This is a genomic window from Corynebacterium sp. LK31 (assembly GCF_014335015.1).
GTDB classification, from domain to species: Bacteria; Actinomycetota; Actinomycetes; order Mycobacteriales; family Mycobacteriaceae; genus Corynebacterium; species Corynebacterium jeikeium_D.
On record NZ_PDGW01000011.1, the window covers coordinates 320,247 to 340,336 of the forward strand.

The 20,090-nt window shown below is 57.4% G+C and carries 20 protein-coding genes; 9 read left to right on the forward strand and 11 right to left on the reverse strand.

The window, feature by feature from the left end; all coding sequences use genetic code 11:
- Nucleotides 1-2: 2 nt before the first annotated feature.
- Nucleotides 3-1,220, reverse strand: coding sequence for a PAC2 family protein (locus tag CRD18_RS03675; RefSeq protein WP_187406517.1), 1,218 nt, complete (start codon nucleotides 1,218-1,220; stop codon nucleotides 3-5).
- A 229-nt stretch (nucleotides 1,221-1,449) separates the two neighbouring features.
- On the opposite strand from CRD18_RS03675, the gene CRD18_RS03680 reads away from it, so the two are divergent.
- Nucleotides 1,450-2,562, forward strand: coding sequence for a DUF4192 domain-containing protein (locus CRD18_RS03680; RefSeq protein ID WP_242458670.1), 1,113 nt, complete (start codon nucleotides 1,450-1,452; stop codon nucleotides 2,560-2,562).
- 26 nt (nucleotides 2,563-2,588) lie between these two features.
- Here the strand turns inward: CRD18_RS03680 and galE are convergent, their stop codons facing one another.
- From galE to CRD18_RS03710, 6 genes are all read right to left on the reverse strand, one after another.
- Nucleotides 2,589-3,572 carry a UDP-glucose 4-epimerase GalE gene (galE, locus tag CRD18_RS03685; protein ID WP_016422642.1) on the reverse strand — a complete coding sequence of 328 codons (984 nt, stop codon included), beginning with the start codon at nucleotides 3,570-3,572 and terminating at the stop codon, nucleotides 2,589-2,591.
- A complete protein-coding gene (locus CRD18_RS03690; RefSeq protein ID WP_016422643.1) occupies nucleotides 3,569-4,249 on the reverse strand; it encodes a metal-dependent transcriptional regulator in 681 nt (226 codons plus the stop codon). The genes galE and CRD18_RS03690 overlap by 4 nt, the downstream gene beginning before the upstream one ends.
- 303 nt (nucleotides 4,250-4,552) lie before the next feature.
- The gene (locus tag CRD18_RS03695; protein WP_016422644.1) at nucleotides 4,553-5,542 is read right to left on the reverse strand and encodes a sigma-70 family RNA polymerase sigma factor; all 990 of its coding nucleotides are present in this window, start codon (nucleotides 5,540-5,542) and stop codon (nucleotides 4,553-4,555) included.
- 136 nt (nucleotides 5,543-5,678) lie between these two features.
- On the reverse strand, nucleotides 5,679-6,113 hold the full coding sequence (gene dtd, locus CRD18_RS03700; protein WP_016422645.1) for a D-aminoacyl-tRNA deacylase: 435 nt from the start codon (nucleotides 6,111-6,113) through the stop codon (nucleotides 5,679-5,681).
- On the reverse strand, nucleotides 6,114-7,679 hold the full coding sequence (locus tag CRD18_RS03705) for a methyltransferase (protein ID WP_049189733.1): 1,566 nt from the start codon (nucleotides 7,677-7,679) through the stop codon (nucleotides 6,114-6,116).
- Between the two features lie 38 nt (nucleotides 7,680-7,717).
- A complete protein-coding gene (locus CRD18_RS03710; protein ID WP_016422647.1) occupies nucleotides 7,718-8,257 on the reverse strand; it encodes a DUF3099 domain-containing protein in 540 nt (179 codons plus the stop codon).
- A gap of 174 nt (nucleotides 8,258-8,431) precedes the next feature.
- On the opposite strand from CRD18_RS03710, the gene CRD18_RS03715 reads away from it, so the two are divergent.
- From CRD18_RS03715 to CRD18_RS03730, 4 genes are all read left to right on the forward strand, one after another.
- Nucleotides 8,432-8,680, forward strand: coding sequence for a DUF3039 domain-containing protein (locus tag CRD18_RS03715; protein ID WP_005509477.1), 249 nt, complete (start codon nucleotides 8,432-8,434; stop codon nucleotides 8,678-8,680).
- Nucleotides 8,677-10,422 (forward strand): DEAD/DEAH box helicase, encoded by a 1,746-nt coding sequence (locus CRD18_RS03720; protein WP_048733265.1) that lies wholly within the window; start codon nucleotides 8,677-8,679, stop codon nucleotides 10,420-10,422. The genes CRD18_RS03715 and CRD18_RS03720 overlap by 4 nt, the downstream gene beginning before the upstream one ends.
- Nucleotides 10,423-10,461: 39 nt before the next feature.
- Nucleotides 10,462-10,902, forward strand: a complete 441-nt coding sequence (locus tag CRD18_RS03725) for a hypothetical protein (RefSeq protein WP_016422649.1) — start codon at nucleotides 10,462-10,464, stop codon at nucleotides 10,900-10,902.
- Between the two features lie 282 nt (nucleotides 10,903-11,184).
- Entirely contained in the window at nucleotides 11,185-12,792 is a 1,608-nt protein-coding gene (locus CRD18_RS03730; protein WP_049170921.1) for a DASS family sodium-coupled anion symporter, read from the forward strand.
- Between the two features lie 318 nt (nucleotides 12,793-13,110).
- Here the strand turns inward: CRD18_RS03730 and CRD18_RS03735 are convergent, their stop codons facing one another.
- Complete coding sequence (locus CRD18_RS03735; protein ID WP_049193023.1) at nucleotides 13,111-14,667, reverse strand: RNA polymerase sigma factor; 1,557 nt, start codon at nucleotides 14,665-14,667, stop codon at nucleotides 13,111-13,113.
- A gap of 395 nt (nucleotides 14,668-15,062) precedes the next feature.
- Nucleotides 15,063-15,818 (reverse strand): polyphosphate--glucose phosphotransferase, encoded by a 756-nt coding sequence (ppgK, locus tag CRD18_RS03740; protein ID WP_042388657.1) that lies wholly within the window; start codon nucleotides 15,816-15,818, stop codon nucleotides 15,063-15,065.
- A 34-nt stretch (nucleotides 15,819-15,852) separates the two neighbouring features.
- On the opposite strand from ppgK, the gene CRD18_RS03745 reads away from it, so the two are divergent.
- Nucleotides 15,853-16,830: an inositol monophosphatase family protein gene (locus tag CRD18_RS03745; RefSeq protein WP_016422653.1), complete on the forward strand. Its 978-nt coding sequence runs from the start codon at nucleotides 15,853-15,855 to the stop codon at nucleotides 16,828-16,830.
- 9 nt (nucleotides 16,831-16,839) lie between these two features.
- Here the strand turns inward: CRD18_RS03745 and CRD18_RS03750 are convergent, their stop codons facing one another.
- A complete protein-coding gene (locus CRD18_RS03750; protein ID WP_160310020.1) occupies nucleotides 16,840-17,448 on the reverse strand; it encodes a LytR C-terminal domain-containing protein in 609 nt (202 codons plus the stop codon).
- Between the two features lie 203 nt (nucleotides 17,449-17,651).
- Here CRD18_RS03750 and CRD18_RS03755 point away from each other — a divergent pair, with 203 nt between their 5' ends.
- Nucleotides 17,652-17,948, forward strand: coding sequence for a DUF4193 family protein (locus CRD18_RS03755; protein ID WP_016422655.1), 297 nt, complete (start codon nucleotides 17,652-17,654; stop codon nucleotides 17,946-17,948).
- Between the two features lie 109 nt (nucleotides 17,949-18,057).
- On the opposite strand, the gene CRD18_RS03760 is transcribed toward CRD18_RS03755, so the two are convergent.
- Entirely contained in the window at nucleotides 18,058-18,534 is a 477-nt protein-coding gene (locus CRD18_RS03760) for a DUF3093 domain-containing protein (RefSeq protein ID WP_049173043.1), read from the reverse strand.
- Nucleotides 18,535-18,700: 166 nt separating this feature from the next.
- On the opposite strand from CRD18_RS03760, the gene dut reads away from it, so the two are divergent.
- Together dut and CRD18_RS03770 are read left to right on the forward strand one after the other, a co-directional pair.
- The gene (gene dut, locus CRD18_RS03765) at nucleotides 18,701-19,153 is read left to right on the forward strand and encodes a dUTP diphosphatase (RefSeq protein ID WP_016422657.1); all 453 of its coding nucleotides are present in this window, start codon (nucleotides 18,701-18,703) and stop codon (nucleotides 19,151-19,153) included.
- A gap of 118 nt (nucleotides 19,154-19,271) precedes the next feature.
- Nucleotides 19,272-20,051, forward strand: a complete 780-nt coding sequence (locus tag CRD18_RS03770; protein ID WP_070438320.1) for a DUF3710 domain-containing protein — start codon at nucleotides 19,272-19,274, stop codon at nucleotides 20,049-20,051.
- Nucleotides 20,052-20,090 lie beyond the last annotated feature (39 nt).

The window sequence follows — 20,090 nt, forward strand, 5'->3', positions numbered from 1 at the left end:
GATTAGAAGCGGAACCAGGGCTTCCAGCCACGCCGACGACGAGGCTTTTCCGGTTCACCGGATTCTTCGCTTTCTGCCTGCTCTTCCCGAGGCTGCTCTTCCCGAGGCTGTTCAGACTCAGGCTGTTCGGCAGTTTCGTCTGCAGAAAACTCCGCAGACTTATCATCCGCCGAGGTCGACTCGGGTTCTTCCGAGTGTGCGTCAGCGTCCTCTGATGTAGTTGCCGAGGAATCCGCGTTGGCCGGGGTTTCCTCCTCGGCGTCAAGCGAGGAAGAGTCCTCTACGGGACGCAGCGGTTGGGAAGCGAGGAACTTCTCGAACTCAGCGCCAATCTCGTCGGCCGAAGGCATCTCGCCGTTAGGCCCAAGCAGGGGAGACGTCTCTAGCTCTTGGCGACGTTGAACTTCCTGGTCGTACTGTTCCTCGAGAAGATTGACCAGCTGAGAGACCTCGCCGGAATCATTCGTCTGCGTATTGAGCAGCTCCGCCACCCGCGCGGATTCCTTCTCCAACGCCTCAAGCGGGAGCTCGAGCTTGGCTAGCTTTGCTACCTCCTGCAACAGCCGCAGTGATGCCAGCGGATACTCAGAGGCCGCGACATAGTGTGGCACCTGCGCGGTGAAGCCGAAGGCATCACAACCGCGGCTTGCGAGCTCATACTCAATGTTCAGGCTCGCAGCACCCGGAACCGTGACGCGGTTGCCCCAGGTATGCATATCACTGAGTTTCCGCTTATCTGTGCCATGGGCGATGATGCCTAGCGGTCGGGTGTGCGGAACCGTCATCGGCGCCGAGTACAGTGACACAGTCCGACCGACATCGTAGCGCTCTGCCAAATCTGCGACCGCAGTCGAGAAAGCCTCCCACCGCATGTCTGGCTCAGGGCCAGACAGCAGTAAGAACGGCTTGCCGACGTTGTCGCGAACCACATTGAGTGACAGGTTCAAATCGGATACATCCACAATCTGGTCGTGGTTCATCGTCACAGAGGGACGGCGAGAACGATAATCAATCAGCTCGTCGATAGAAAAGTTCACCAATGGACGGTGCTCGAGAGCATCCAAGAGGAAACTAGCTGATTCCGAGACGGCATTACCGGCATCCGCATAACCGCTAAGTGCAATGACCAGGGTCAGATGGCCCTCGCTTCCCGTTACGTCAGGAACCGGAAAAACTACCTCGTACATATTGCCCTGAGGCTTGTCGGTCGGATCACTCACGTACGACTACCTCCTGCATCACATTTTTCGTCATTTGAAGTAAACAACCACGATACCGCAGAAACTATTCCAGTTATCCACAAGTAGAAAGTAGTCCACAGATGGGCCGATTTTTCCGGTCGCGCACAAGCAAGGCTGTTGCGGATTCGATAACAATGAGAGCCACCAGATGGCGAGAGGATTGTCCGCTGTCGAGCTATTCCAATGGGGGAAAAGGGGTAAGGAATTAATGGGAAACAAACAGAACTTCGGTGCAGGACAAAAGCCTGAAATTGAGCCGAGTGTTTTTCTGACGAACCTGCCGGGAATCGTTGGATTCTATCCGCGGGGGCAGGTAGTGATTGCGGCGTTGTATCGTCAGCAGGTCGAAGATCTCATCGATGGCAAGGTCGAGTTTGATCCGACAGCGCATGCTGGCCCGATGCTGATTAAGGATGTGGCCTCGATGGAGAACAATCCTGACTTGGTGCGGGCAGCCGCGGACTTCCTGCTCGATGAAGGATGCACTCACGCAGATGTGTTTATCATCGACGAATCCTGGGGGATTGAAAAGGACTCCACACCTATTACAGGCTGGCTGCGAGAAGGCGGCCTGCATGAGGTGCGTTTGGCGGGCGTTGCCACTATTGCTGCGGGGGAAGTTGTCACGGACGAGCAGGGAGAGATCGTCGGCATTGTCGGTGACAGTCTGATGACCGACAATGCAAATCTAATCTCCCGGCAGGGAGAGCAGATTTTCAAAAACTATGAGGAGTACCGCAGCTATTTTCGAGGTGGCCAATTCCACGACAGTAAAGACAGGGCTCTGATTGAACGCCTCCGGGAACGAGCGACAGCCGTTGAGCAGCCGAGGAAGCTCAAAATTGGTTCGGACAATCCCGCGCTCATTGAGCACTTCGACATGCTCAAAACCGCCGTGGAAAACGTGGCCGATGGTGTGATGGATGCACATGAGGCGGTGCGCGATGAAAACGCAGGATATGCCATTGCAGCAGCACTGACCAACGTCACCTTGCGCGATATGTCCATGATTTTCATTACTACGCAGTTGGCGCAATCAATGGGAGAAATCTGGCGCGAGGCCGCAATCGTCCACCGCGGCAGCCTGCGTGCTAACGCTTTAGCGTGTTTTGCCATCGCAAAGTTCGCGGCTGGGCTGGAGAACTATGCGCAAACAGCTCTCGATGAGGCAGCGGGGGAGCAACCGAATCATTCACTGACTCAGTTGCTGGAAATTGCGGTCGCCAATCAAATTGTGCCGAGGTGCGTTGGCACAATTCTTGGTGCGGCACAAGAGGTGCTGCGCAGGGTATACAAGGTGAAAATGCCGCGTATTGATTAGCGACCCTGCAAGCTGTGCTGCAGTACCTAGCGGTGCGCCGAGTGGGCTCGGTCGCCGAGGTTCTTGGTGTACTCCCATGCATCGGCGACGATGGTTTCCAGCTCCGTATGATTGGGCTTCCATCCGAGCTCGTCCATGGCGCGCTGAGAAGAGGCAATAAGGGTTGCCGGATCACCGGCTCTACGCGGTGCATCCTCAGCAGGAATCGGGTGACCGGTGACCTTACGGCAGGTCTCAATAACCTGGCGAACCGAAAAGCCGTCGCCAGAACCGAGGTTGAAGATACGGTGGGTTCCCGGCGTGTTGGACTCCAGTGCCAAGACGTGCGCATCGGCGAGGTCTTTGATGTGGATGTAGTCACGAACCGCGGTGCCGTCCGGAGTCGGCCAGTCATTGCCAAAGACCATAATCTTGTCGCGGTGACCGAGCGCAACCTGCAGTACCAGGGGGATGAGGTGAGTTTCCACCTCACGGTTTTCGCCAAAACCGCCCCAGGCACCCGCCACATTGAAGTAACGCAAGCTGGTAGCGCCGATGTTGTATGCCTTGGCGTAAGACGAGATGGCGTAGTCCATGGCCAGCTTGGTGGCACCGTAAGGGTTGGTCGGTGCGGTTGGCATGTCTTCGGTAATTGGTGTCTTCTCTGGCTCACCGTAGGTTGCAGCTGTCGAAGAGAACACCAGGTTATTCGTACCGGTATCACGCATTGCGTCGAGTAGCTTCAGGGTTTGGCCCACATTGTTGTGCCAGTAGTCGGAAGGAACCTCAACAGACTCGCCAACAAGCGATTTCGCAGCGAAATGAACGACGCCGTCGAAGCTGTCGGAGGACAGAACCTCGTAGGCCTTGTCCGCCACATCGCCTTCGACTAGGGTCGCGCCCTCTGGCACCGCATCACGGTTGCCAACAGAGAAGTTGTCCAGAATGGTGACGTCGTGGCCAAGAGAAATCAATACTGCCGAGCACACGCTACCGACGTAGCCGGCACCACCAGTGACGAGGAGTTTCATTTGATAATCACCATGATTGCGTGAGACAGAGTATCCGGAATGTCAAGAGAATGATCACCACGGGCGAGAGTCACGCGGCCGGCGGCAACCTCGGCAAGTGCCTCAGTACCCGGCATAATTCCAGCCTTGTGGAGACGCTTCATGTAGCTCTGCTCGACCTGCAGGATTTCGTTAATCTGGACGATCTCAACGGTGTACTCGCCGGGGTTTAGATCGGACAGTCGGCGAACGTTCTCTAACGACTCTGGTGACTGAGTCCCACCGAGGTCTCCCAAACCGGGAATCGGATTGCCGAATGGGGAGCGTGTGTAAGAGTCAAGCACGTCGAGAAGTTTGCGCTCGACCTCGTCACTCATTACGTGCTCCCAGCGGCAGGCTTCGTCGTGAACCTTGTCCCATTCGAGGCCAATGACATCCGTAAGTAGGCGCTCAGCTAGGCGGTGCTTACGCATGACAGCCGTGGCCAGCCTGCGGCCCTCGTCGGAAAGCTGCAAGCTGCGATCTGGGGCAACTACGAGAAGGCCATCGCGCTCCATGCGCGCAACGGTTTGGCTAACGGTCGGCCCCGACTGCTCAAGGCGTTCGGCAATGCGAGCACGCAAAGGAATGATGCCCTCTTCTTCGAGTTCGAAAATCGTACGTAAGTACATTTCCGTGGTGTCAACCAAATCCCTCACGGTTTTCCTCCGATAACACAGTCTTAAAAGTTTTCACTCAAGTATTAGGATAACCACACTTGCGCAAGAAAGATGTTAGGGCTCGCAAATCTAGTGGCTTTGGTGCTGATTAGGCAGCGAAAAGCTTGGTTCGGTGGGCGCTGCTGAGACGGAAGGGAGCGTACGCGATGTCGAAAGTTCGACGTGCAGACGAAAACGCCGACCGCCAGTGTGGATGAAACTCCGGCACGGGGTCGGCATTGAAGTCCAGCTCTATCTCAGGGCTGAAATTAGGAACCCTATCGATGTCACCGCCATGTGGCGTTAGTTTGCGTACTCACGCAGCTTGTCAGCACGGTCACCCTCGCGGAGCTTGGACATAACTTCCCGCTCAATCTGGCGGACGCGCTCTCGAGACAGGCCAAAGTGGCGGCCAATCTGATCCAGCGTGCGGGGCAGGCCATCGTCGAGACCGTAGCGGAGCTTAATAACTTCCTGCTCTCGAATCTCGAGAGTGGACAGAACCTTGCGGACATCGTGGTGACGCAGGGAAGCGACAACTGCCTCCTCGGCATCAGTTGCCTCTGAGTCCTCGATGAAGTCTCCCAGAGGAGCTTCCTCATCAGTGCCCACCGGCATGTCCAAGCTCACCGGGTCGCGGGACTGACGCAGCAGCATCTCAATCTTGGCTTCTGGAATGCCGGATTCCTCTGCCAATTCCTCATTCGTAGCCTCACGGCCGAGTTGCTGGTAGAGCTCACGCTTGATACGAGAAATCTTGTTGACCTGCTCAACCAAATGAACAGGGAGGCGAATGGTGCGCGACTGATCAGCCATACCGCGGGTAATAGCTTGGCGAATCCACCACGTTGCGTAAGTGGAGAACTTGAAACCCTTGGTGTAGTCGAACTTTTCCATGGCGCGGATGAGGCCCAAGTTGCCCTCCTGGATTAGATCCAGCAGAGGCATACCGCGGTTGGTGTAGCGCTTCGCCAGCGAGACCACAAGACGGAGATTGGCTTCGAGTAGGTGGGCGCGTGCAGCCTTACCTTCCTTTGCCAAAATCTTGACATCACGCTTCTTTGCGCGGGTCATTTTCGCGCCGGTCTGCAGCAAATGCTCGGCGTATACACCGGCTTCAATGCGCTTAGAAAGTTCCACCTCTTCTTCAGCGCTGAGAAGAGCAGTCTTTCCGATGCCGTTCAAATACACACGAACCAAATCGGCGGACGGATTGGAGTTATTGCCAGTGCGGCGCCCCTTGTCCCGTGGCTGACCTTCCAGTTCGTCATTTTGAATATCGGCACTCTTCATGAATCTGCCTCCTGGATTTTTAAGTGGACTCGATAACTACAACGCACGGAGTTACGGAAATGTTCCCGTGAAAGTTGATGAATGTCAATAGGGTAATTTTGCCATGCAAATATAATGTTAAGAAAAACTGCCGCGACTAGCATTCTATGAGAACTGTAAAGGGTCCATCATTGACGGATGCGACCTCCATCATCGCTCCAAATTGTCCCGTTTCGACCGTCAAGCCACGATTGCGCAAGTTCTCGACAATTTTTTCTATGACGGGTCCGGCCTCTGGGCCCGGAGCCGCGTCTACCCACGACGGCCGCCGTCCCTTCTTTGTCGCCCCCATCAACGTGAATTGGCTAACAACGAGCACCGGGGCGCCAGCGTCGACAGCGCTGAGCTCGCCATCCAGAATGCGCAGCTCCGCAATCTTGCGGGCCATCGTTTCCCAAGCATCGGCAGTGTCCTCGCGGCCAACACCTACGAGCGCCAAAATGGCGCCGGTATCGCCTCCGTCAACGTGGCCAACAACGGAGCCGTCGACAGTGACTGACGCGGATTTAACTCGGGTGAGAACGGCTTTCATTTACTGTTTATCCTCCAAGAGCTCGGCGGGGAGAATCAGACCATGGCGAACCAAGTCAACGACGATGGGAACTAGGGCGTCCTTGATTGCAGGGACTTCGGACTCATCAAAGGCTCCAAACATTGCCATGATGTCGATGACGGAGCCCAGGGCAGCTTCGGGATGCAGTGCACCCAGGATGGTTGCGACGGACTCATCGATTGAGTGTGTCCAGGCGGGGCCGTCGGTGCGTGAGATGCGCGTATCGAACTCAGTGAAGCCCTGGCCGCTGTCGACGTCGGCAAGCGAAACGCGTTCTAAGGCGACGCCGGGTCGCACAGTAAAGGCAGCTTCGAGGATGGTGTTAGCAGTTTGTGCGCGAAGCCATTCGGCGCGGCCGAGATACTCCTGGGCTTCGGCGCCGAAGGGAGCGGCCAAAGGCTGCGGCATTTCTTCGCACACGGCGGAAGTCGGGCCGGCAATGCGTTGGACTGTGATGTAGCCGAACCCGATGCCTGTCACGCCGCTGTTGCGGAAGTGCTCCAGCCAGGCACGGGAGCGCTCGCAGCCTTCTGGGCTGCGGGGGTCGATGGACTCGTCTCGAAGCCAGGTGCCGATGTATTCCGCCGGCGTGGCGACATCTCGTTGTGTTACCCACACTTCGAGGCCTTCAGCAGGGAGCCAAGAGGCGATGCGCTGTTGCCAACTTTCGCCTTCGATATGGGCCCAAGCACCGAGCAGATGCGCCGTGCCGCCGTCGGTGAGATGGTCGGCCAGACCGCGGATCATAAGTTCGGTGGCACCGTCCAGATTCAATCCTGAGTCACGGTAAACATGTTCCACACTTGGCAGCCCTACGACGAACGGCGGGTTCGCCACAATGCGGTCAAACTTCTTGGCTGCAACCGGTTCAAACCAGGATCCTTCGAGGACCTGCGCCTGGGCGAAGCCATTAGCTGCGAAAGTAGCGCGGGCAAAAAACAGCGCCCGGGGGTGAATGTCCGTCGCGACAATCGACTTTGCATCCGGCTGGGCAAGGCTCTGGACGCCACAACCGGCACCGAGGTCGAGTACGGATTCCACCGCCGAGGTCGGCGAAATATCGAGGAGGGAGCGGGAAGCCCGCCCTACGCCCAAGACATGATCGGGTCCAGGAACGTGATCGCTCATAGAGGCATCGCGGTCGGAAAAGACAATACGGTCGACTCCCGCAATCTCGACCGGGCGCACATCGATACACACCTGTGCGTTGGTGGCGGTGCCGGCAAGTATGCCGCTGCCCAGTAACTTGGCTGTCAGCTCAGCCCCAAATAGCTGCTGTGCGTCGGCGAAATCGCCCAGGATGAAAAGACGCAACGCGGTCACAGTGTCCGCAGAAACGCCCTCAGTTTCGGTAAGCAGAACATCGACAACGCCGGGCTCACCGCGGTCCAGCGCGGCCAGTCCCTCGGCGCCTAGGACTCGACGCAGTGACTCACTGGAAAACTCAAGGCGCCTGAGCGCGGTGGCAAATTCCTCCGCACAGTCGACAAAATCACGAAGCTGCTGATCAGTCGGTGGGGTGAAGGTGGAGGGGGAAAAGGTCATCGTAGGCACTACCTTCGTCGTAAAGCGGGGCGGAGGGGCTAGTTAGGGGAGCTTGACGACGAATCGTCGTCTTCCGGCATATCGATGACATTTGCGTCATCGAAGGGATTTGAGGTGGTCTCGTTACCGGACTGCGTCGGTGCGTCGGTGTCTTCGGTACTGGCGGCAGAACCGAGCGCGCGCATCTCTGCTTCCTTGAGGGCGCGCTGGCGTTGCTGCTCCTCCCATTTGCGGTTTTGCTCGCGTACAACTCCAGGCTTGTAGACGCGCGGCTTACGCTTGTCAGCGGGTTCTCCAACGCCATTGGCGATGACAACCGCGATCCACGGCATGGGTACGGAGACGACCATGAGAATCGCTGCAATCCACGGCACATCCCACCACAGATAAAAAGCGCCGGAAAGAAGCAGCAGCGGAATGCGAGACCATTGCAGAGCCGCGTAGACGTGGCGGCGGTGGTCATAGTTGCGAATCCGAGAGCCGCGGGCGTCGGTAATCAACGCCGCGTCTTTCTTGCGTCGCCGGGAACTTCCGCGTTTCGGCAGCGCGGAGTCGCGACGGTCATTGATTCGCGCCATGGTTGTCTAGCATACGCCTGTGGCGTGGGGTCGTCTCAACTAGCTATGTCCGTTGCAGCCGCATGCTCGCGTAGTCGTAGCGATGTTGTGGATGGCTGTGGAAGGCAGCAGTCAGCAGCGGCCAGCACCTGGGTCACTGGGCATAATTTGACCGATGGGGCACAATTGGAATCTGTGAGCACTCCATTGAAGACGACAAAGACGATTGAACGCACCGATACCCGCGTCGATGAGTCGACGAGGGACGATACCCCGAAGTTCTTCCATTACGTCAAGAAGGACCAGATCGTGAACTCCGCGGTCAACGGCTCCTACGTCGTTGCTCTGTGCGGTGAAACCTTCCCTGTGAAGAAGTCAGCGAAGCCGGGTTCACCGGTATGCCCTGACTGCGAGCGGATTTACAAGTCCCTGCGTCGCAAGTGAGCGGGCTTCGTAAATGGCAGCAGGAGGCCCTCGACAAATACCTGGCGACTAACCCCAAGGACTTCCTTGCAGTGGCGACACCGGGCGCAGGTAAGACGACCTTCGCCTTGCGTATCGCCAGTGAGTTGCTGTCGCGCCGGATCGTCGAGCGCATCATCGTCGTGGTTCCCACTGAGCACCTGAAAGTGCAGTGGGCTGCTTCCGCTGCTCGTTCGGGGATTGCGTTGGATCCCAAATTCACCAACGCCAAGGGTGTGGTAAACCCCTCCTACCAGGGAATTGTTGTGACCTACGCCCAAGTCGCAGTGCATCCGTTTAAGCACCATGCCGTAGCCACCGCTCGGCCGACATTGGTGATTCTGGACGAGGTGCACCACGGCGGCGATGCCAAGAGCTGGGGCGACGGTATTTCCGAAGCTTACGGCGATGTCGAACGCCGCCTGTGCCTAACTGGTACGCCGTTCCGCTCCGATGACGCAGCGATTCCGTTTGTTCGCTACTCGCCGGACGGCGATGGTTACTCGCGTTCCGTCGCCGATTACACGTACGGCTATTCCAATGCGCTTGCCGACGGCGTCGTGCGCCCAGTGGTCTTTTTGGCTTATTCCGGTGAAGCTCGCTGGCGTGATAGCGCGGGTGATGAGTTCGCTGCGCGACTGGGCACCGTGATGAGCCCAGAGGAGACCACGCGTGCTTGGCGCACCGCGCTTGACCCAAAGGGCGAGTGGATGCCATCTGTGCTGCGGGCAGCGCACACCCGGCTCTCGCAGATGAGGCAGCATATCCCGGACGCGGGTGGCCTGGTTATCGCCTCCGATGCGGCAACTGCCCGTGCGTACAAACGCATTCTCGAGCAGATTGCCTCTACGCCGGTGGCGTTAGTGCTCTCGGATGAACCGGGCTCGTCGGAACGAATCAAGACTTTCTCCGAGTCCACCGATGAGTGGATGGTAGCCGTGCGCATGGTCTCCGAAGGCGTGGACGTGCCGAGGCTGGCGGTCGGTGTGTACGCGACAAGTTCCTCGACTCCGCTATTCTTCGCGCAGGCTATCGGACGATTCGTGCGAAGCCGCATGCCGGGGGAGACTGCTTCCGTCTTCTTGCCGTCGATTCCGGTGCTGCTCGACTTGGCCTCGCAGATGGAGGTGCAGCGCAACCACGTGCTCGGCAAGCCGGATCGGCCTTCGGAGGGCTGGGAAGATGACTTGGTCGCTGAGGCCAATCGCCGCAAGGATGAGCCCGATGAATTGCTGCCGGCCTACGAATCCATTGGCGCGGATGCTGAACTCGACTACCTCATCTACGACGGCTCCTCCTACGGCACCGCAACCGTTGCTGGTTCCGCCGAAGAGGCCGATTATCTGGGTTTGCCAGGGCTTCTCGACGCCGATCAGATGCGACTCTTGCTGCGTCAGCGGCAGGATGAACAGCTTAAAGCCGCCAGTGCCCGAGAGAAGGAAGCCCGCGAGGAGGCGAGGGAATCGTCGTCAAGCGGGGGCGAAGGGGGCGCGGTGCACCGGATTGAGGGATCGGCGTACCCAAGGCCGCAGAAGGTGGCCAGTGAGGTGTTGCCGAAGTTGCGGAAGGAGCTCAATACGCTGGTGTCGATGACAGCGGCGCGAACCGGTAAGCCACATGGTCAAGTGCATAACGAGGTTCGGCGCGCCTGTGGTGGCCCGCCGACTGCGCTATGTACGGAGGAACAGTTGCGTGATCGCATCAGCTACCTGCGTAATTGGTAGGGTTTCAAACGAACTGAGCAATCTATGGTGGAGAGAAGAATGTCGGCAAGCAGTGATAAGTCGAGGCCGTCAGAATTGACCGGCGGTGGTTTGTCAGCTGTACCAGGCAATGACGGTCGGACTATTGGCGTGCTGGCACTGATCTTTGGCGTCGGCGGACTCTTGATGTCCTGGATGATTGTTGGTGGCATCCTCGGTGTCTTTGGCATTGTTCTGGGCATCATCGCGATGGCGAAGGCAATGAGTGCCAAGAAACGCGTGCAGGCAGCCGGGGGAGACGCGGTCATCAGCGGTTCGTTCGGATTGGGCGTGGTCGGCATTGTGACGGGTATTGCAGCCGCCGTGGTGTCGCTGATGCTGTATTCGTCGACATCAGATGCGATGTCGAAGTGCGAGAAGTTCGAGCGCACCTCTGGAGAGTATGCCGAGTGCATCTCTAAGCAGATGGGTACTGATCAGCCAAAGAAGCAATCGGAGTGAGTTCGGAAGCGACATCAATGGCGGTCTTACTTTGTGCCCGGAGTTTTCGGTCAACGCCAGATACGCAATCAGGAAATGAGCTAACCCCGTAATCCACCCCCGAAGCCCAACTGCCTGCAGTTTCGGCCGGGGGTTTCTTAGTGAAATCTCATATTTGGCCGAGTGTTGGTAATGATATTGGTGTCAGAAAGTACCCACATTTGGCATCCCCTACATGCGGTAAACGTTTGAACATGCGTGCAATACAGGATGTCTGCTGATTATTAAATAGGAGCGTGAATCGTGGCAGCGACATCTACGCGCGACAACTCCCCGGAACTGTCACCTGGCCAACAAGACCGTGGATACCTCAGCCGAGAGCTTTTCCGTAAGCGCACCGGTCTAGGACTCGGTATCATCCTGGCCCTGCTCGTGTACTTCTTTATGCCGGCTGAGCTCGATCACAACCTGCGTGCAACCGCAGGTGTAGCAGTGCTTATGGCCGTGTGGTGGATGTCCGAGGCTATCCCGATTGCCGTTACGGCTCTGCTGCCGCTGGCTCTATTCCCGATTCTCAACCTCGCGGAGATTAAGGATTTCTCGGGCAAGTACACAGACCCGACCATCTTCCTCTTTATGGGCGGCTTCCTGTTGGCGCTGGCGATGCAGCGTTGGAACCTCCACAAGCGCGTCGCATTGTGGGTTCTGGTGCTCATGGGGTCGTCACCAAAGATGCTGATTCTCGGCTTCATGGTGGCTACTGGCTTCCTGTCGATGTGGGTCTCCAACACGGCCACGGCCGTGATGATGCTGCCAATCGGTGTGTCCGTCCTGAGCCTCATTGTCCGAATGCTGCACGATGAAAAGGTTGCTGCAGAGGATACGGGCTCTGCGAGTGAATCCGTCGCTGAAACCCCCGGTGGGGATGCGCTGGAGGAGGCCGAGGAGTCGTCGTCAAGCTATGACCCGATGCCAAAGTCAAACTTCGGTATCGCGCTGATGCTGGGTATCGCTTACGCGGCATCGATTGGTTCGCTGGGCACCATTATTGGTACTCCTCCGAACGCTATGCTGGCGGCCTACATGGCGGAGCAGGGAGTCAATATTGGGTTTGGCCAGTGGATGCTGCTCGGTGTCCCGGTGGCGGTTGTGCTCATGCTCTGTGCATGGTTCCTGCTGACAAATGTTCTGTTTAAGCCGGAGATTACGCATATTCCAGGTGGGCGCGAACTCATGCGTGACGAGTTGAAGCGCCTTGGCCGTATGTCGACTGGAGAGCGCCGAGTGCTCCTGGTGTTTATCGCGGCGGCACTGGCGTGGGTCTTTGTTCCGGTGCTGCTGCCCGACACCAAGATTGCCGATGCGGTTATCGCAATGACCGTGGGTATTGCGCTGTTCATTATTCCGGGCGGTCCTGATGGCGTTAAGCTTATGCGTTGGGAAAATGCGTTAGAGCTGCCGTGGGGCGTGCTGCTGCTGTTCGGTGGTGGCCTCGCACTGTCCTCGCAGTTCGGTGCCTCTGGGCTGTCGGACTGGATTGGCGAGCAGCTGTCTACTCTCGGCTGGATGCCAGTGGCTGCACTCGTGGTTGTCGTCGGCGCCGTTGTGCTGTTCCTGACCGAGTTCACCTCTAACACCGCGACGGCCGCGACCTTCCTGCCGCTGGTTGGTGCGATGGCAATCGGTCTGGGCCACGACCAGATGATTTTCGCCGTTCCAGTTGCACTGGCAGCTACTTCGGCCTTCATGATGCCGGTTGCAACACCGCCGAACGCCATCGCCTACGGCTCCGGCTACGTCAGCATGGACAACATGGTCAAGGCCGGTGTCTGGCTGAACGTCGTCGCACTGATCGTGATTTCTGTGGCATCGCTGACGCTCCTGCAGTGGGTATTCGGCGTCGTGTACTAGCTGGGTAGGTAGTAGCCCGTAGTGGATGGTGGGGCAGCGCGCTGAACCGCCACCGGACTGCTTCGCCTAGCGTTGCTCAGATACTCCTTCGCCCCGTTCCACTTCGGTGGTCCGGGGCTTTTGGCTGCAAATGTGAAACTGTGTGAGTTTATGACACTTTCAGGCCATTTTTCAGGCTATTTTTGACATAAACGCAGTCAGTAACTCACTAGCGCTGACACCAAAAGAAGAATCGGGCTTGAATAAGGTGTGAAACCTCATTCAAGCCCGATTTTTCTAGTCAAGCAGTTAGCCCCTGAACAACTCCAGGTTAAAGCTTTACTCCAAGTAGTCGCGCAGCACCTGCGAGCGCGACGGGTGACGCAGCTTGGACATCGTCTTGGACTCAATCTGACGGATGCGCTCGCGTGTCACACCGTAGACCTGACCAATCTCGTCCAGGGTACGTGGCATGCCGTCGGTAAGGCCGAAGCGCAAGCGGACGACACCGGCTTCACGTTCGGAGAGAGTTTCCAGGACGTCGCCAAGCTGATCCTGGAGGAGCGTGAAGCTGACGGCGTCCACGGCGATAACTGCCTCGGAGTCCTCGATGAAGTCACCGAGCTGAGAGTCACCCTCGTCGCCGATGGTCTGGTCCAGGGAAATCGGTTCACGAGCGTACTGTTGAATCTCGAGAACCTTTTCCTCGGTGATGTCCATTTCCTTGGCGAGCTCTTCCGGGGTGGGCTCGCGGCCCAGATCCTGAAGCAGTTCACGCTGGATACGACCGAGCTTATTAATGACCTCGACCATGTGAACCGGAATACGAATGGTTCGAGCCTGGTCGGCCATTGCACGAGTAATGGCCTGGCGAATCCACCACGTTGCGTAGGTGGAGAACTTGTAGCCCTTGGTGTAGTCGAACTTCTCGACCGCACGAATCAGGCCGAGGTTGCCTTCCTGAATCAAGTCGAGGAAAGCCATGCCACGGCCGGTGTAGCGCTTTGCCAGGGACACCACAAGACGGAGGTTGGCCTCGAGCAGGTGATTCTTGGCGCGCTGACCGTCGCGAGAAATCTCGCGCAAGTCGCGCTTTTGAGCGTAAGCGATGCGCTCGCCGGCTTCCTTGGCCTCGTCAATCTTGTACTGCGCATACAGACCGGCCTCGATGCGCTTTGCCAGACTGACTTCTTCCTCGGCAGTCAGCAGCGCGACCTTACCAATCTGCTTGAGGTAGGCGCGGACAGAGTCGGCGGAGGCGGTGAGGGCAGCATCTTTGCGGGCCTGACGCAGACGAGCGGACTCGTCCTCGTTCCAGACCTCGTCGCCCTCGTCCTCTTCATCCTCGTCTTCGTCCTCGTCGTCCTCTTCTTCATCATCGTCGAGGTCGTCGTCTTCGAGGTCGTCATCATCCAGATCGTCGTGAAGATCATCGTCTTCGAGATCATCATCCAGATCCGGGTCGTAGTCCTGCTCCTGCTCCAAGTCGTGGTCGAGTTCCTCGTCCTCGAGCTCTTCGTTCTCAGTTGCGTCGAGAGCTTGCGCGTCCTTCGCCTTCGCTGCAGCAGCCTTGGCCGCGGTGGCCTTCGCAGCCGTTGTCCGCTTAGTTGCCTTCTTGGCGGCGGCCTTACGCGTGGTTTTCTTAGCGACGGACTTCTTGGCCGCCTTCTTCACGGTCTTCTTGGCCGCTGCCTTCTTAGCGGTCGTCTTCTTCGCCGCAGTTTTGGTAGCAGCCGTCTTTTTGGCAGCAGTCTTCTTCGCGGCAGTCTTCTTTGCCACGGTCTTCTTCACTGCCTTCTTGATGGCCTTCTTTACAGCCTTCTTTGCAGGAGTAGCTGAACCGGTGCCACTCCCGGTGGATTGGTCCTGAGCTTGCCCCAGTTCGTTGCCTGCCACGAACGCCCTTTCACGATGTACGTTGTGTGCGCCGCCAAAGCCGCCGCCAGCTTCTCTCGGTCGAAGAGAAGCTCAACGCGCCAGTGGTGCGCCTTTACTTCGTCTATAGCCAACTAGCCGAATGGAAAACATTCAGAGCTGACCTTTTCGTGCCACGGTCATCAGTGTTGCTTTCTGGCTCCTAGCGAAGAAGTAATCGGTGAAAATCCTCATCGAAGCAGTGCGCTGGAATTCGATTTTCCCAATCCTCCTCGAGCCTGTTGATTATTCAACCTTGCCGTGAGTCAACTTCTTATTGTAAACCAATTCTTAAAATCGCCGCCACGGGGCATGGCTTCAAGCACGTGTCACGCCCGACACGTAGCTACCAATCCCCATATAAGAAATGAAAGTGGTTAAGGGTAAAGTCCCTGGTCAGCTGCAAAGGCGGCGCCAGCAATACCCGCATTATTATCCAGACTTGCGGGGACAACTGGAGTCTTACATGTCAACAGCGGAATCCACTTTTCGTGTTCGCGACTGATTCCGCCGCCGACGATGATCCGTGACGGCCAAAACAGTGCCTCGTAGGTCTTAAGCACCTTGCTCACGCGCTCAGCCCACTCTTCGAAGCCGAGCCCCTCCACATCCTTAACTCTCGCGGATGCAAAGTGTTCGGCCTCCATGCCATCAATGATGAGGTGGCCTAACTCCGAATTGGGGTAGAGCAGTCCGTCATGAATAAGCGCGGAGCCGATGCCTGTACCAAAAGTTAGCAACAACACGGCGCCTGTCTTATTGCCCGGATCGCCAAACTGGACTTCAGCGAGGCCGGCAGCGTCAGCGTCGTTAAGCACGTGCGCCTTGTTGTTGGGCAGGTATTTAGCGAAGAGCTCTTGGCAGTTCGTATTAACCCAAGAACCGTCAATATTGGCGGCCAGCAAGGCAATCTGATTCTGTACGACGGACGGAATCGTGATGCCGACATCGGAATCCCACTTCGCAATGTCCACAATTTCTGCAATGGTCTCCGCAACCGCTTCCGGAGTTGCCGGCTGTGGCGTGAAAATTTTAATGCGGTCGCCAATAAGCTGCCCAGTTTCAAGGTCTACGCGGCCACCCTTGATTCCAGAGCCTCCCACGTCGATGCCAAATCCAATTCGTTGTCCCATAGCTCAAATTGTACGAAACAGACACAATGGGGGCATGAGCAATAACTCGCATGGCACCGAACAACTCGCTAACAGCGCGGATAATAGGGGGTCTGCTGCACCGAATAGCCCCGGGTCCGTGCGGCCCAGCGTCGGGGAATTGCGTGACCGCGCGGTACTTATCGCCCGCGCAGCCGCGGCGCACATCGCCAGTCGTCGGGTCGAACTCGGCTCCGATGGCGTTTTAGCAAGTTCCGAAACGAAGTCCTCAGCTGTTGACCCCGTCACCGTCGTCGACCGTGAATCTGAGGAGCTCATTCGTTCGCTTATCAAGACGTTTAGCAGCTCTGACCGCATTTTGGGCGAAGAAGGCGGGCTTGACGACGGCGCGAGTTCCCCAGCGCAGGCTGCCAACGAGGGCGAAGCGGTGACCTGGATTGTAGACCCCATTGATGGCACGGTGAATTTCCTTTACGGCCTGCCCAATTGTGCCGTGAGTATCGCTTGCGCCGTAGGCGATGAGGTAGTGGCGGGTGCAGTGGCAAATGCGTCCTCGGGAGAGATTTACAGTGCAGCTAAGGGAGAGGGCGCTCAGGTTTCTCGACGGGACGGCACTGTGCAGACGCTTAGTTGTTCCCCAACGGCCGAGCTGGAAAAGACACTTGTGGCAACGGGATTCAGCTATTCCGCTAGTCTCCGGCAGGTGCAGGGCCGGATAGCGTCGCAGTTGCTGGGGGAGTGTCGAGATATTCGGCGCATGGGATCGGCGGCGCTGGATTTGTGCATGGTGGCGCACGGCCGTGTTGATGCGTATTACGAACACGACATCAAGGTTTGGGATTATGCAGCTGGTGCTCTGATTGCGGCTGAAGCAGGCGCAAGGATTAGGGTCCCGGAATTCACTCAGTGTGCCAACGTTACTGGCCGGCCGGAGGGAGACCCGCTCGACTTTGGTGTCGGTGCGGCGAACTCTGAAGTTGCCGATGCGTTCTTCGAGGCATTGGATGGTGCTATCGCGAAGGCTAGGAATTAGTGCGTCGGTCTAGGAGCAGGTGCTCGAGCCTAACGAGCTCAAACCCTCTAGGTCGGCTTGTTCGCCACGGTTCAATGCGGACATCGTTTCCTCAACCTGGCTGGCTACTTCGAGATCCTTAAACCCCTTACCCAACGACACATCGACGGTTGCATCCGGCCGACCATCGTGGATGAGCTCAAAGCAGGGGAAAAGAGCGTGAAGCGCCGCGGCGTGGCCATTGAAGTCCTCGCCATAACGCAGCTGGCCGAAGCAACCGAGGTCTTGGTTTTCCACAATAGGGTCGTTGCCGTAGGGAACCTGCTCATCGAGGACAAAATCGAGCTGCCGCAATTGCTCGGCGACGGTTGTAGCCTGGCCGACTTTGCCGTTGGCATTATAAACGCGCACATGAACATCCGACGGTGGAACGACGTGCTCTCCGATTAGCGTGGTGGAGGAAACAGGGGCCCCAGCCGCGGGGAGGGAACAGGACACCGGATAACTTGCCGGTTGGCTGCGGAATGCCAATACCCACAACGTAGCGGCAATCACTACAGCAACGACGGAAACCACCACGTAGGGAACAATTTTTCGTCGATGTGATGTGCTCGAAGTGCTCGCGGGGCCTGAACTCATAGCCATCATGTTATCCTCTCCTCGGCTTATGGGCATAGAAACCTATTCTGACCTGCAGAGATGACAGATTGCGTGAATTGCCTTAATATCCGCTGAGAAAGGCGCTGGAGAGTACAGGGTGTCAATCGTCTCAACGCGTTGTATTCTCCGAGAAAAAGTCAGTTCACAATGTCTAGCAAAGGTCCAGAAAGAAGGTTTGGGACATGGCTGTAAACTACGATGCCCCGCGTACTCGTGAAACCGAAGAGCTGGAGACCGATTCCCTCGAGGGCCTTCAGGCTGCATCTGCTGAGAAGGAAATCGACGACACTGACGACGGCGAAATTGTTGAGCCGTTCGAGTTGCCGGTTGCCGACATCGCGGGTGAAGAATTCGATATGGATGTTGCCCCGAAGGGGGAGGATGAATTCACCTGTGGCTCCTGCTTCATGGTGATGCACCGCTCAATGATCGCAATCGATAACGGCGATGGATTCCCCATCTGTCAGGACTGTGCCTAATCCCCGCACAGCCGGGATAGCTTCCTAGGAAAAAGGAAAACCGCCACTACCACGGTTCTGGCGGCGCTGGGGCCGTCGGCAAGCGTGTAGCGGCGGTGAGAGATTTGACCTAGCGGTCGAAGAGACTGTCAAGCAGTGCCTCGGGGTGGCGGGTGGAGACCAGCCAATAGGGGGTGGGGTCGTCCGGATCGTCGAGGACTAGCAGCACCATCGTGGGAATCCACGTGTGTGTAACCAGGAACGCTGCTGGATCGAGCTGACGGCCCAACGCATTGCGCTGCGCGGACTTCGGGACCACCAGGGATTTGGCAACAACCGATGCTGGCAAAACTGCCGTGCCAGCGTGAAGCCAGCGTTCACCAGTGCTGTCCACTTCCACGGACACCGTGGTCTTCGACATAGTCAACAGCACCCACACGCCCACGGCCAGACAAATAATGCCGCCGATGACAAGCCAAATCGGTGAACGGTTAAAGCCAATCTGGGCCGTGCATACAAAAACGGCAGCAGCGCCGAGTACCCAGAACCACCAGGGAACCCAGAGCTTTTCGGAATAGACAATCGATGAATCTCCGCTCGAGCTCATTGCTATTGCCGCACCTTCAGAGACGGATGCTGAGCTGTCGTCGCGACGAGGCTGCAGGTTATCTTTTCCACTCACGGTTATCCATTCTAGGGCACGGCTATGCTCGGTACTGACAAGGCCGAAGTGCGGTTCTTAAAAGACGCGACAGCGAAGGATATACAAAGAGATGACTTATGCCCCGGTGCAAGTGAAAAAGCTCGCTAAAGACGCTGTGATTCCCCAGCGTGCGCATGCCGATGATGCCGGTGTGGATTTGAGCTCAGTGGAGGATGTCATCCTAGCACCAGGGCAGCGGGCGCTCGTGGGAACCGGTATTGCCATTGCTTTGCCGGCGGGCACAGTGGGATTGGTTCATCCTCGCTCCGGATTGGCTTTCAAAAAGGGGCTGTCCATCGTCAACGCTCCCGGCACGATTGATGCCGGTTACCGTGGTGAGCTTAAAGTCTGCCTGATCAACTTGGACCCGACCAATGCGGTGGAGATCGCCAAGGGCGATCGAATTGCCCAATTGGTTGTGCAGAAGGTCGAGCTCAGCCCGCTGGTGGAAGTCGATGAGCTCGATGAAACTGAACGCGGCGTGGGAGGTCACGGGTCAACCGGAGTGTCCACGACGCTTTAAAACGCCTCTGACAGCGCGGGGACCCTACCAAGTGTGGTTCAATGCGTGAAGAGCTCAATAAAGCGTTTACAAAAGCGTATACAAAGATTTCTTTTTAGCGAGGTGTCAATAAACCACCATGTGGCCATTTGGAAAGAAGAACCAGCCAGAAGAACCAGCTGCTGAGGCAGAGACCGTTGCCACCGACTCTGCGGCGCCAGCTTCTGAGGAGGCTACCGCAACCGTGCATGACGACGCGTCGGAAACCGCCGCGGAGAACGCACCAGCAAACGGCCCCTTCGACATCAACAGCGCTAGCCCGACGCAGTTTGATTTTTCGGACTTCGCGAAGGCCAGCCTGAACCTCGGTTCGATGCTGCTGCCTATTCCTCACGTTGGTGATATTCAGGTGGAGATGGGGCCGACAGGTCCAACCATGCTGCACGTCGCCACTGAGCATGGCCGCGTAACTCCTGTAGCATTCGCTGCTCCGACGTCGGGCGGCCTCTGGGAGGAGTCCGCTCAGGAAATCAAGGACGGTCTTGAGTCCGATGGCCTCGATGTCCACGTCGAGCAGGGGCCGTGGGGTTCTGAGGTCGTAGGTCGCACCTCCGATATGGAAATGCGAATCATCGGCGCCGACGGCCCGCGTTGGATGCTTCGCATGACGGCTTCCGGTCCGGCTGATCGGGCGGAGGAACTCGCAGATCTCGCCCGCGGTCTCCTTGCCCGTAGCTTCGTCTCTCGCGGTGAAAACCCGATGCCAGCAGGTCAGCCGCTTCCGGTTACGCTGCCGTCCCAGATGGCCGAGCAGATTCGTCAGGCATACCAGCAGCAGACCCAGGCTGCCCAAGCTGAAGGTGAACCCGGGCAGGTGCCAGGCGCTACTGGTATCAACCCGGATGGCTCCACCAATTAGTTTGGTCAACCCGCCAGCAGAGAGAAGCTAGCTACTTGA

Coding starts and splice junctions, on each gene's coding strand:
- CRD18_RS03680 (WP_242458670.1), top strand. CDS start 1,450: ATGGGAAACAAACAGAACTTCGGTGCAGGACAAAAGCCTGAAATTGAG.
- galE (WP_016422642.1), bottom strand. CDS start 3,572: ATGAAACTCCTCGTCACTGGTGGTGCCGGCTACGTCGGTAGCGTGTGC.
- CRD18_RS03695 (WP_016422644.1), bottom strand. CDS start 5,542: ATGAAGAGTGCCGATATTCAAAATGACGAACTGGAAGGTCAGCCACGG.
- dtd (WP_016422645.1), bottom strand. CDS start 6,113: ATGAAAGCCGTTCTCACCCGAGTTAAATCCGCGTCAGTCACTGTCGAC.
- CRD18_RS03705 (WP_049189733.1), bottom strand. CDS start 7,679: ATGACCTTTTCCCCCTCCACCTTCACCCCACCGACTGATCAGCAGCTT.
- CRD18_RS03710 (WP_016422647.1), bottom strand. CDS start 8,257: ATGGCGCGAATCAATGACCGTCGCGACTCCGCGCTGCCGAAACGCGGA.
- CRD18_RS03725 (WP_016422649.1), top strand. CDS start 10,462: ATGTCGGCAAGCAGTGATAAGTCGAGGCCGTCAGAATTGACCGGCGGT.
- ppgK (WP_042388657.1), bottom strand. CDS start 15,818: ATGGGACAACGAATTGGATTTGGCATCGACGTGGGAGGCTCTGGAATC.
- CRD18_RS03745 (WP_016422653.1), top strand. CDS start 15,853: ATGAGCAATAACTCGCATGGCACCGAACAACTCGCTAACAGCGCGGAT.
- CRD18_RS03750 (WP_160310020.1), bottom strand. CDS start 17,448: ATGAGTTCAGGCCCCGCGAGCACTTCGAGCACATCACATCGACGAAAA.
- CRD18_RS03755 (WP_016422655.1), top strand. CDS start 17,652: ATGGCTGTAAACTACGATGCCCCGCGTACTCGTGAAACCGAAGAGCTG.
- CRD18_RS03760 (WP_049173043.1), bottom strand. CDS start 18,534: ATGAGCTCGAGCGGAGATTCATCGATTGTCTATTCCGAAAAGCTCTGG.
- dut (WP_016422657.1), top strand. CDS start 18,701: ATGACTTATGCCCCGGTGCAAGTGAAAAAGCTCGCTAAAGACGCTGTG.
- CRD18_RS03770 (WP_070438320.1), top strand. CDS start 19,272: ATGTGGCCATTTGGAAAGAAGAACCAGCCAGAAGAACCAGCTGCTGAG.